The organism is Streptomyces sp. NPDC001668 (assembly GCF_042893155.1).
GTDB lineage: Bacteria > Actinomycetota > Actinomycetes > Streptomycetales > Streptomycetaceae > Streptomyces.
On record NZ_JBIAUQ010000012.1, the window covers coordinates 147,382 to 158,349 of the forward strand.

Consider the following 10,968-nt stretch of genomic DNA (forward strand, 5'->3'; position numbering starts at 1 on the left):
TCGCACACGTGGCTGGAAGTATGTGGGGGCCGAGCCGGACTGATCGGTCAGATCAGTGTCCGTCGGCCCAGGGGCGGCGAAGGCGTCGTCGCCGACCCCGCGAGTGCGCCGCAAGCGTCATTGCCCGCGGCGCTTACGACTCATGCCCAGTGGTTAAGCATTCGAAACCAGCGAGTAACGGCTACTTATGCGGCCCAACGCATAAGTAGCGGTCGACCTATCCTACGGCCATTCCGAACAAACTGCCCAGGGCGTACGTCACACCGGCCGCCGCGCCTCCCAGGACGAGCTGCCGCAGCCCGCTGTACCACCAGGTCCGCGCGGTCACCCTGGCCACGACGGCACCGCACGCGAACAGCCCGAGCAGGGCGAGCAGCAGGGCGGGCCACAGCGCGGTCGCGCCGAGCAGATACGGCAGTACGGGCAGCAGGGCGCCCAGCGCGAAGGACCCGAAGCTGGAGACGGCGGCGACGAGCGGCGAGGGCAGGTCACCCGGGTCGATCCCCAGCTCCTCGCGGGCGTGGATCTCCAGGGCCTGCTCGGGATCCTTCGACAACTGCCGTGCGACCTCGCGGGCCAGCTCGGGCTCGACACCGCGCCCCTCGTACAGGGCGGCGAGCTCGGCCTCCTCGTCCTGCGGGTGCTTGCGCAACTCCCGGCGCTCCACGTCCAGCTCCGCCTCGACGAGCTCGCGCTGGGAGGCGACGGAGGTGTACTCGCCGGCGGCCATGGAGAAGGCACCGGCGGCGAGCCCGGCGAGTCCGGTCAGCACGATGGTGTGCTGACCGACGGCCCCACCGGCGACCCCGGTCATCAGCGCGAGGTTGGAGACCAGCCCGTCCATGGCACCGAACACGGCGGGCCTGAGCCAGCCGCCGTTCACGTCCCGGTGCGTGTGGTTGTCCCGGTGCGCCTCGTGCAGCGGTGCCTCGACGTCGATGATGGCCATCCGGTGGTCCCCCAGGGAAGCTAAGCCAAAGCTAAGTTTGGACACGTTCTAATTCTTAACAACGCTCACAGTACGACGGGTCATTCCCGCCCGCCAGCAAGGAAAGGCTGGGCTAACCAGCACCTTTACCTTCGAATGCACAGACGATCGGGCTTCCGCTCAGCTGTCGACCGGGTGACGTTGCCGGTGGGGACGCTCAGGTCAACCGCCGATGGTGGGACACATACGCAAAGGGTTCCGCGCCCCTGGAGGAACCCCCTCTGGAGAGGCCGCGTATGCCATCGATCGCCTGCATCCCCTCGGTCCCGGCACCCCAGGACGCCGCCGCACTGCGCGAGCGGGCCCGCGGCGCCCTGCTGGGCCTGGCGGTCGGGGACGCCCTCGGAGCCCCCGCCGAGAACATGAAGCCGTCGCAGATCCGCGCCCGCTGGGGCCGTATCGAGGGGTACGTGGTGGACGAGCCGGCCGGCACGGACGACACGGAGTACGCGATCCTCTCGGGCCTGCTCCTCGCCCGCCACGGCTCGGCGCTCACCCCCGCCCACGTGGAGGCGGCCTGGCACGAGTGGATCGCGGACCGCGACGAGGGCCCGTTCCGGGGCGCCGGCTTCAGCGAGCGGGGCACGCTGGAGAACCTGCGCCGCGGCCTCGCGGCCCCCATCTCGGCCCAGCACCGCCACGCCTGGAGCGACGGCCTGGCCATGCGCGCGGCCCCCTTCGGCGTCTTCGCGGCGGGCCGCCCCGCGGAGGCGGCCCGCCTGGTGGCCGTCGACGGCTCGGTGAGTCACGACGGCGAGGGCATCTACGGCGGCCAGGCGGTCGCGGCGGGAGTGGCCGCGGCGATGACCGGCGCCCCGACGATCGCCGTCGTCGCGTCCGCCCTGGCGGTGATCCCGGACGACAGCTGGACGGCGAGGTCCCTGCGGAGGGCGGTCGCGGTGGCCCACCGCGGCGAACGAGCGGTCCGCTCCTGCGTCGTCATCGGCGGCTACCCGTGGACCGACCTGGCCCCGGAGGCGGTGGCCCTCGCCTTCGGCGCGTACGCGGTGGCCGACGGCGACTTCCGCGAGGCCGTACTGACGGCGGTGAACATGGGGAGGGACGCGGACACGACGGCGGCGGTGGCGGGGGCCCTGGCGGGCGCGACGAGGGGAGCGTCGGCGATCCCGGCGGCGTGGGCCGCGGCGATCGGCCCCGCGCGCGGCAGCTGCCTGCCCTCCATGGCGGGCCATCACGTGCTGGACGTGGCGGAGTTGCTGGTCGCGGGCGAGGACGGGAAATGGGGGACGACCGGCCTCACGCAGGAGTGGCCCCCACCCGACCCGGACGCCTTCACCCTGGCGGCAGGCACCGAGCCGGGGACGGACCGGTGAGGCCGCCGAGCCCGTGGGACGGGGTTCCAACGAACGATCCGGGCCCTGCTGATCCCGCCTCCACGGCGAACCCGAGTGCTCCCGCAGCCGCCGACGGCGAGTCCGCCCCACAGGGGCCACCCGCACCCGACGACGAAAGCGAGACGGGTGGTGCGGCTGGGAACGAACAGGCCGAAGGCGAAGCCGAGGCCGAGGCCGAGGCCGCGAGACGTACCGAAGGTCTCCTGCTCGGCCTCGCCGCAGGCGACGCCGCCGGCTGGCCCGCCGCCCGCCACCGAGCCGCCCGCATGCCCACCTGGACCCGCCGCCTCACCCGCGAACTGGACACCTTCGCCGAAGAGAACGCCACCACCACCCTCCCCGTCCCCATCGCCCTCAACCAACCCCCCGAACCCCTCCGCCTGGGCCCCTCCGACGACGCCGAATGGGCCGCCTTCACCGCGGAGGCCCTCCTCAGGGCAGGCGACGACACCGCCCTCGGCGACCTTCCGAGGGAACGCCGTACGAGAGCCGCCATCGACCTCGCCTGGAACACCCTCGCCGCCGAAGTGGCCGCCGCGGCGAACCGCGCCCCCGAGATCGAGTCCGCCGTCCTCCCCCTCCGCGCCCGCATCTCCGTGCGCGCGGGACTCGGCAACCTCGCCACCGGCCTGCGCCCACCCGCCACCGGCCACGACAACCCCCACTACTTCGACGACGCGGCCTGCGTCAGGGCCTGCGTCCTCGCGGTCGCCCACCCCGGCGCCCCCCGACCGGCGGCGGAACTGGCCGAGTTCGACGCCCGCTACACCCAGGACGGCGACGGGGTACACGGAGCGCGAGCGATGGCCGCGGCCGTCTCCCTGGCCCTGACCGGCACCCCCGTAGAAGCCTGCGTGGCCGCCGCTCTCGCCGAACTCCCCGAGGAGACGGAGATCGGCCGCAACACCCGCCACGCCCTGCGCCTCGCCCGGACCGCGGGCAGCGCCTTCGCCCTGGTCCCCGCCCTGGAACACGAGATCGTCGACCACGTCTACAGCTACGGCGTCGCGGCCGCCGAAACCGTCCCCGTGGCCCTGGCGCTGGCCACCGCGGCCCAGGGCCGTATCGCCGAGGCGGTCCCCGCGGCCGCCTGTCTCTCCCGGGTTGCCGACTCGGCCCCGGCCCTGGTGGGCGCCCTGACCGGCGCACTCGGCGGCGCCACCGCGATCCCCGCCACGTGGCGGGACTCCTGCCGCACCCTCTCCGGCTGCGCCCTCCCCCGCCTCACCGGCACGGACCTCGTGGAACTCGCCGGACTCCTGGAAGCCGCACAACCGCCCCTCCCAGGAGGATGATTCGGGCATGACGCCCAAAAACCAAGAAAGCAGCCTCGAAGACCGCATCACCGGAGCCCTCGTCGGCGCGGCGGTGGGCGACGCCCTCGGCGGCCCCGTCGAGGGCTACTCCCCCGACCAGATCCTCGAACGCCACGCCTGCCGCGTCCACGGCATCGTCGGCCCCTGGAACGGCGACGCCTGGCGCACCGCCCGCCCCATCGCGCCGTACCACAAGGGCGACGGCCACGTCACCGACGACACCTTGATGACCCACGCGTTGATCAGGGTCTACGACCGGGTCCGAGACCACCTCGACGCCTACGCGATCGCCGACCACCTGGTCCCCGACCTGATGACGAACCCGCGCTGGATCCCGGAACTGGAGTCGGAGGCCCTCCCCCTGCACCGCGTCTTCCTCGCGGAGAAGTGGCTGGTCACGCGCCTCCACTACGGCCATGTCGACCCCCGGGAAGCGGGCGTCGGCAATATCGTCAACTGCGGTGCGGCGATGTACATGGCCCCGGTCGGCCTGGTCAACGCGGCCGATCCGCGGGCCGCCTACGCCGAGGCGCTGGACATCGCGGGCGCCCACCAGTCGTCGTACGGCCGCGAGGCGGCAGGAGTCCTCGCGGCGGCGGTGGCGGCGGCCTGCGAGCCGGACGCGACCCCGGACTCGGTCGTGACGGCCTGTCTGCGGCTGGCGAAGGACGGCACCAGGACGGCGATCGAGAAGGTCTGCGAAGTGGCCGCCCGCCACACGGACTTCGAATCGGCCCTACGACCCCTGCGGGACGCCGTGGCGCCCTACGACACCGTCGGCCCGGACTACCGCGCCCCGTCCCTCGGCGCCCGCCGCCCCTCCCGCCTCCACACGATCGAGGAACTCCCCATCGCCCTGGCCATGTTGCTCGTGGCCGGGGGCGACTACCGCCAGGCGGTCCTCGGCGCGGTGAACTACGGCAGGGACTGCGACTCGATCGCCACGATGGCCGGCGCCCTGGCGGGTGCCCTGGGCTCCCCGGTCCCGGACGACTGGTCGAAGGCGGTCTCGGAGGCGAGCCGTCTGGACCTGTGGGAACCGGCGGCGACGCTGACCACCGTCACCCGGGAGATCTTCGCGCGGGACGTGGCCCGGCGCCGCGCCCACGAGGCGGCCGTCAGGGAGCTCGGGGGTTCGAGATGCTCCGACTGACCTGGGTCCAGCCGGAGGACCTCATCGGCCACGAACTCCGCCAGGCCGCCCAGGACGGCAGGGAGCCGTCGGCGATCGCGGCGAGGTGGCGGGCGGCGGGAGGCAGACAGGCGCCGACCCGGGCGGGCGCCTCGGCAGAGCCCGCGTCCCGGTATCTGCGGCAGCTCGCGGAAGACCTGCTGGACGAACTGGCGGATCTGCCCAGCACGTTGGAGGACGACGAACCCACCGACCTCGCGAGAATCAAGGCCTGCTGCCGGAGGTGGCCGCCACCCGCCTCCGCGGCACCCCCCACCCGAACCGCCCTGGAAGCGGCCTGGCTGGGCAGGGCAGTCGGCTGCCTCCTGGGCAAACCCGTGGAGAAGCTCCCCCTCGAAGCCATCCGCGAACTCGCCGCGGCTACCGGCAATTGGCCCCTGCACACCTACTTCACAGCGAAGGGCGTCCCCGCCGAACTCCTCGCCGCCCATCCCTGGAACCGCCGCTCCGCAACGACCTCCCTCGCCGAGAACATCGACGGCATGCCCGAGGACGACGACCTCAACTACCCCCTGCTGAACCTTCTGTTGCTGCAACGCCGCGGCAGGCACTTCACCACCGCGGACGTGGCGGAGCTCTGGCTCGCCGAACTTCCCGCAGGCCGCACCTTCACCGCCGAACGGATCGCCTACCGCAACCTCCTCCAGGGCCTTGAGCCCCCCAGGACCGCCCGCCACCGCAACCCCTTCCGCGAATGGATCGGCGCCCTGATCCGCGCGGACGTCCACGGCTGGACCAACCCCGGCGACCCGGCGGCCGCGGCCGAACAGGCCCACCGGGACGCCACCCTCACCCACACGGCGAACGGCGTCTACGCGGCGATGTTCACTGCGGCCGTGATCGCCCAGGCCGCGACGACCCCCGACATCCACACCTGCCTGCGCACCGGCCTCACCGTGATCCCCCCGCGCTCCCGCCTGGCGGCGGCCATCACACACGCGATCCAACTGGCCCAGCGGCACGCCGACTTCGACGAGGTCGTGGACGAACTCCACGCCACCTACGCCGCGACCCACCACTGGGTCCACGCGATCCCCAACACCGCCCTCATCGCCGCCGCCCTCACCCACGCCGACGGCGACTTCACCGGCTCCATCTGCAAGGCGGTCGGCGGAGGCTGGGACACCGACTCCAACGGCGCCACCGCGGGAAGCATCGCCGGCCTTCTCGCCGGCAGCCCCGACAAGCTCCCCGACCGCTGGACCGCCCCGCTCAAGAACCGCCTCGCCACCTCCGTCGCCGATCTCAACGGCACCGGCTTCGACACCCTGGCCCACCTCACCCACCGGGAGGCTGCCCGCCCATGACCCACATCGCCGTGCTCGGCAGCACGAACATGGACCTGGTCACCTACGTCGAGAGGGCGCCCCGGCGCGGAGAGACCGTCACCGGCAGGGAGTTCCGTACGATCCCCGGCGGCAAGGGCGCCAACCAGGCGATCGCCGCGGCCCGCGCCGGTGCCACCGTCTCGATGATCGGCGCGGTCGGCAACGACGCCTTCGGCACCCGGCTGCGCTCCACCCTGGAGCACTCGGGTGTGACCACCGACCATCTGCGCACCATCGAGGGCCCCTCGGGCACCGCGCACATCGTCGTGGACGACGAGGGCGGCAACGCGATCGTCGTCGTCCCCGGCGCGAACGGCACCGTCGACCATCTCGCCCCCGGCGACGAGGGCCTGATCGCCTCGGCCGACGCCCTGCTCCTCCAGTTGGAGATCCCCCTGGCGGCGGTCCTCGCGGGTGCGCGGACGGCCCGCGCGCACGGCGTCCGGACGATCCTCACCCCCGCCCCGGTGCAACCCCTTCCGCCCGAACTCCTCGCCACCATCGACCTGTTGGTCCCCAACGAGCACGAGGCGGCCACCCTCACCGGCCGCGCCGACCCCTTCGGCGCCGGCGCCGTCCTCCTCGACCGGGTCCCGCGCGTGGTGATCACCTTGGGCGAGGCGGGCAGCCTGTATCTGACCCGGGACGCCGAACCCCTCGTGGTCCCCGCCCCGCAGGTCACCGCGGTGGACTCCACCGGCGCGGGCGACACCTACGTGGGCGCGCTCGCCGTCGCCCTCGGCGAGGAACGGCCCATCCGGGAGGCGATGTCCTGGGCCGCCGCGGCGGCCGCACTCTCCGTCCAGCGGGAAGGCGCCTCGGCGTCGATGCCGTACCGCTCCGAGATCGAGGCCGGGTACACCTCATGACCCCTGCACCCCTCACCGGCCTGCGCGTCCTCGACCTGGCCACCCTGTTCGCGGGCCCGATGGCGGCCACCCTGCTCGGCGACTTCGGCGCCGAGGTCGTCAAGATCGAGCACCCCAGGAAGCCGGACCCCTCCCGCGGCCACGGCCCCTCGAAGGACGGCATCGGCCTGTGGTGGAAGGTCCTGGGCCGCAACAAGCGCACGATCACACTGGACCTCTCGACACCGGGCGGCCGTACCACCTTCCTCCGGCTCGCCGGGACGGCGGACGTGGTCATCGAGAACTTCCGCCCCGGCACCCTGGAGAAGTGGGACCTGGGCTGGCCCGAGCTCTCCGAGGCCAACCCCCGCCTGGTCCTCACCCGCGTCACCGGCTTCGGCCAGTTCGGCCCCTACTCCCGCCGCCCCGGCTTCGGCACCCTCGCCGAGGCGATGAGCGGCTTCGCGGCGATCACCGGCGAACCGGACGCGCCCCCGGTCCTGCCGCCCTTCGGCCTGGCCGACTCCATCGCGGGCCTGGCCACGGCGTACGCGGTGATGACGGCCCTCGCGGCCCGCGACCACACCGGCGAGGGGCAGGTCGTCGACATGGCCCTGATCGAGCCGATCCTGAGCGTCCTCGGCCCCCAGCCGACCTGGTACGACCAACTCGGTCACGTCCAGGAACGCACCGGCAACCGCTCCGCCAACAACGCCCCGCGCAACACCTACCGCACGGCCGACGGCACCTGGGTCGCCGTCTCCACCTCGGCCCAGTCGATCGCGGAACGTGTGATGTGCCTGGTCGGCCGCCCGGAGCTGATCGACGAGCCGTGGTTCGCGACCGGCGCCCAGCGGGCCGCGCACGCCGACGTCCTCGACGCGGCGGTCGGCTCCTGGATCGCCGCACGCACCCGCACCGACGTCCTCGCGGCCTTCGAGAAGGCGGAGGCCGCGATCGCCCCCATCCAGGACATCCGGGACGTGATGGCCGACCCGCAGTACCAGGCGCTCGACACCGTCACCACGGTCGACGACCCCGACCTGGGCCCCCTGCGCATGCAGAACGTGCTCTTCCGGCTCTCCGCGACCCCCGGCGCGATCCGCTGGGCGGGCCGCCCGCACGGCGCGGACACGGACGAGGTCCTGACCGAACTGGGCTTGACGGAGGCCGAGTTGACGGCCCTGCGCACGGAGGGCGCGCTATGAGACCGTACCCTCTGACCTGGCTCTACGTGCCGGGCGACCGCCCGGCGACCGTCACCAAGGCCCTCGCCGCCGGCGCCGACGTCGTGGTCGTCGACCTGGAGGACGCGGTCGCCCCCGACCGCAAGCGGTACGCCCGCGAGGCGACCGCCGAACGCCTCGCCGACCCCCAGCCGATCCCGGTCCACGTCCGGGTCAACGCCCTGGACGGCCCCCTGGCGGCAGCGGACCTGGCGGCGATCGCCCCTCTCCGGGGCGTCTCGGGCCTGCGCCTGCCCAAGGTCACCGCGCCCGCACAGATCACCCGCGTCGCGCGGACGACGGCCGGCGACGCAGGAGGCGCCCCACCCCTGTACGCCCTCCTGGAGTCGGCTCTCGGCATCGAGCGTGCTTACGCCATCGCCACCGCCCATCCGCACCTGCGGGGCATCGCCCTCGGCGAGGCGGACCTGCGAGCCGACCTGGGTGTACGACACGACCGGGGCCTGGACTGGTCCCGCTCCCGGGTGATCGTGGCGGCGCGGGCGGCGGCCCTGCCTCCCCCGGCCCAGTCGGTGCACCCCGACATCCGGGACCTGGAGGGGCTGAGAGCCTCCTGCGCCCACGGCCGCGCGCTGGGCTTCCTGGGCCGGGCAGCCGTCCACCCCCGCCAACTCCCGGTGATCGAGCGGGCCTACCTCCCCACGGAGGAGGAGATCGAGCACGCCGAGGCCATCCTCAAGGCGGCGGAGGCCCACCAGGGGGCCCAGGCGCTCCCGAACGGCACCTTCATCGACGCGGCGGTGGTGACCCAGGCCCACCGGACCCTCTCCCTGGCCCACCGACGCTGACACACGACGAGGGCGCCCCGGCGATCCGGGACGCCCTCGTCGACGTACAACCGGCCGTCAGGTCTTCTTCGCCGACTCGGCCTCGGGCTCGGTCTCGTCCGCCGGCTCGGCGGAGTCGGCCCCGGCCTTGTCCTCGCGGTCGGCCTTCTCGCCCTCCGCGGCGCCTTCTTCGGCCTCACCGTCGGCGCCGTCCGCACCCGGCTCGACGACTTCCTCGCGTCCGGGCCGCTTCCACGCCGAGAGCACGAAGTACGTCACCGCGAGCAGGAAGACGATGATCGCGGTCCAGACGTTGAGCCGGACGCCGAGGATGTGGTGGGCGTCGTCGATGCGCATGTACTCGATCCAGCCGCGACCCGTGCAGTACGCGGCGACGTACAGCGCGAACGCCCGTCCGTGCCCCAGCTTGAAGCGGCGGTCGGCCCAGATGACGAGGAGCGCGACACCGACGCACCACAGCGACTCGTACAGGAACGTCGGGTGGTAGTAGCCCGGCACCCGGCCGTCGGTGGAGGACGTGATGTGCAGGGCCCACGGCAGGTCGGTCGGCTTGCCGTACAGCTCCTGGTTGAACCAGTTGCCCCAGCGGCCGATGGCCTGCGCGAGGGCGATGCCGGGCGCGATGGCGTCGGCGTAGGCGGGCAGCGGGATGCCGCGCCGGCGGCAGCCGATCCACGCGCCGACGGCGCCGAGCGCGATCGCGCCCCAGATGCCGAGACCGCCCTCCCAGATCTTGAAGGAGTCCACCCAGTCGCGGCCCTCGCTGAAGTACAGCTCGTAGTCCGTGATCACGTGGTAGAGGCGGCCGCCGAGCAGTCCGAACGGCACGGCCCAGACCGCGATGTCGGCCACCGTGCCGGCCCGCCCGCCACGGGCGATCCAGCGCTTGTTGCCGAGCCAGACGGCAACGAAGACGCCGATGATGATGCAGAACGCGTAGCCACGCAGCGGGATGGGACCGAGGTGGATGACCCCGCGCGACGGGCTGGGAATGTAGGCAAGTTCCATGGCAGGGTCGACGCTACCCTGCCGGGCCGGGCCCACGGCAGGCGGCCCGGCAACGGGTCCATAACAGGCAGGCCTGAAATCCTTACCCCTTGGCCGCTTCCCGCACCTGCTGCTTCAGCTTCGCCGGGGTCATCGTCTGGTCCTGGTAGATGTTCTTGCCGTCGAGCAGGACGGTCGGCGTACCGGAGAACCCGCCGTTGCGGAAGGCGGCCGCGGACTTGTCCACCCAGCTGTTGTGCGTGCCCTTCTCGGCACACGCACGGAACGCGGGGGTGTCGAGACCGTCGACCTTCTTCGCCAGTTCGAGGAGCTTCTCGGTCTTCGCGTAGTCGTCGCTGGTCTCCACCGGCTGGTTCTCGTAGAGCACGTCGTGGTACCCCGGGAATTTCCCGGCGTCCTGGGCGCAGGCCGCGGCGTTGGCCGCGTTGCGGGAGCCGGTGCCGCCCATGTTGCCGTCGATGATCGTCGCCAGGTGGTACTCGACCCTGAGCGCGCCGGACCCGGTGAGCTCGTGGATCACCGGGCGGTACGCGGTCTCGAAGGCCTTGCAGGCCGGGCAGCGGAAGTCCTCCCAGACGACGAGCGTGGACTTGGCGCCCTCCTTGCCGACCGGGATGGCGAGGCCGTCCTGGCCCTTGGCCCCCGAGGGCGCCACGACCGGGCCCGCGGAGCTGTCCTTGTCCTTGCCGGAGTTGGCCGCGACGACGCCGATCACCGCCGCGAGCCCGAGGACGCAGACGACACTCGCGCCCACGATCAGCACCCGGCGCCGCTTCTCCGCGGACTTCTGCTTCGCGCGCTCCTCCGCCAGCCGCTCCCGGGCGGTGCGCTTTCCCTCACGGTTCTTCTCGCTCACACCCGCAGAACGAACCGGGGAGGCGCACCGCGCCTCCCCGGC

Annotated in this window: 10 protein-coding genes; 7 read left to right on the forward strand and 3 right to left on the reverse strand. The window is 72.9% G+C overall.

The genetic code is table 11. The features are described 5' to 3' along the window. Nucleotides 1–217 precede the first annotated feature (217 nt). Nucleotides 218–949: a VIT1/CCC1 transporter family protein gene (locus tag ACFYZ8_RS31060; protein ID WP_388541690.1), complete on the reverse strand. Its 732-nt coding sequence runs from the start codon at nucleotides 947–949 to the stop codon at nucleotides 218–220. A gap of 275 nt (nucleotides 950–1,224) precedes the next feature. Between ACFYZ8_RS31060 and ACFYZ8_RS31065 the strand changes: the two genes are divergently transcribed. Genes ACFYZ8_RS31065 through ACFYZ8_RS31095 form a run of 7 tightly spaced genes read left to right on the forward strand, consistent with a single transcriptional unit; the run spans nucleotide 1,225 to nucleotide 9,062 of the window. Then, a complete protein-coding gene (locus ACFYZ8_RS31065; protein WP_388541688.1) occupies nucleotides 1,225–2,322 on the forward strand; it encodes an ADP-ribosylglycohydrolase family protein in 1,098 nt (365 codons plus the stop codon). Then, on the forward strand, nucleotides 2,229–3,638 hold the full coding sequence (locus ACFYZ8_RS31070) for an ADP-ribosylglycohydrolase family protein (RefSeq protein WP_388541685.1): 1,410 nt from the start codon (nucleotides 2,229–2,231) through the stop codon (nucleotides 3,636–3,638). The genes ACFYZ8_RS31065 and ACFYZ8_RS31070 overlap by 94 nt, the downstream gene beginning before the upstream one ends. Nucleotides 3,639–3,645: 7 nt before the next feature. Continuing rightward, a complete protein-coding gene (locus ACFYZ8_RS31075; RefSeq protein ID WP_388541682.1) occupies nucleotides 3,646–4,812 on the forward strand; it encodes an ADP-ribosylglycohydrolase family protein in 1,167 nt (388 codons plus the stop codon). Further along, nucleotides 4,800–6,158, forward strand: a complete 1,359-nt coding sequence (locus ACFYZ8_RS31080) for an ADP-ribosylglycohydrolase family protein (RefSeq protein WP_388541680.1) — start codon at nucleotides 4,800–4,802, stop codon at nucleotides 6,156–6,158. The genes ACFYZ8_RS31075 and ACFYZ8_RS31080 overlap by 13 nt, the downstream gene beginning before the upstream one ends. Beyond that, nucleotides 6,155–7,048 (forward strand): ribokinase, encoded by an 894-nt coding sequence (gene rbsK, locus ACFYZ8_RS31085; protein ID WP_388541677.1) that lies wholly within the window; start codon nucleotides 6,155–6,157, stop codon nucleotides 7,046–7,048. Before ACFYZ8_RS31080 ends, rbsK begins: the two co-directional genes overlap by 4 nt. Next, on the forward strand, nucleotides 7,045–8,235 hold the full coding sequence (locus ACFYZ8_RS31090; RefSeq protein WP_388541674.1) for a CaiB/BaiF CoA transferase family protein: 1,191 nt from the start codon (nucleotides 7,045–7,047) through the stop codon (nucleotides 8,233–8,235). The genes rbsK and ACFYZ8_RS31090 overlap by 4 nt, the downstream gene beginning before the upstream one ends. Next, on the forward strand, nucleotides 8,232–9,062 hold the full coding sequence (locus ACFYZ8_RS31095; protein ID WP_388541671.1) for an HpcH/HpaI aldolase/citrate lyase family protein: 831 nt from the start codon (nucleotides 8,232–8,234) through the stop codon (nucleotides 9,060–9,062). The genes ACFYZ8_RS31090 and ACFYZ8_RS31095 overlap by 4 nt, the downstream gene beginning before the upstream one ends. 57 nt (nucleotides 9,063–9,119) lie before the next feature. On the opposite strand, the gene lgt is transcribed toward ACFYZ8_RS31095, so the two are convergent. Continuing rightward, a complete protein-coding gene (gene lgt / locus ACFYZ8_RS31100; RefSeq protein WP_388541668.1) occupies nucleotides 9,120–10,070 on the reverse strand; it encodes a prolipoprotein diacylglyceryl transferase in 951 nt (316 codons plus the stop codon). An 82-nt stretch (nucleotides 10,071–10,152) separates the two neighbouring features. After that, nucleotides 10,153–10,926, reverse strand: a complete 774-nt coding sequence (locus ACFYZ8_RS31105) for a DsbA family protein (protein ID WP_388541665.1) — start codon at nucleotides 10,924–10,926, stop codon at nucleotides 10,153–10,155. Nucleotides 10,927–10,968: the final 42 nt, after the last annotated feature.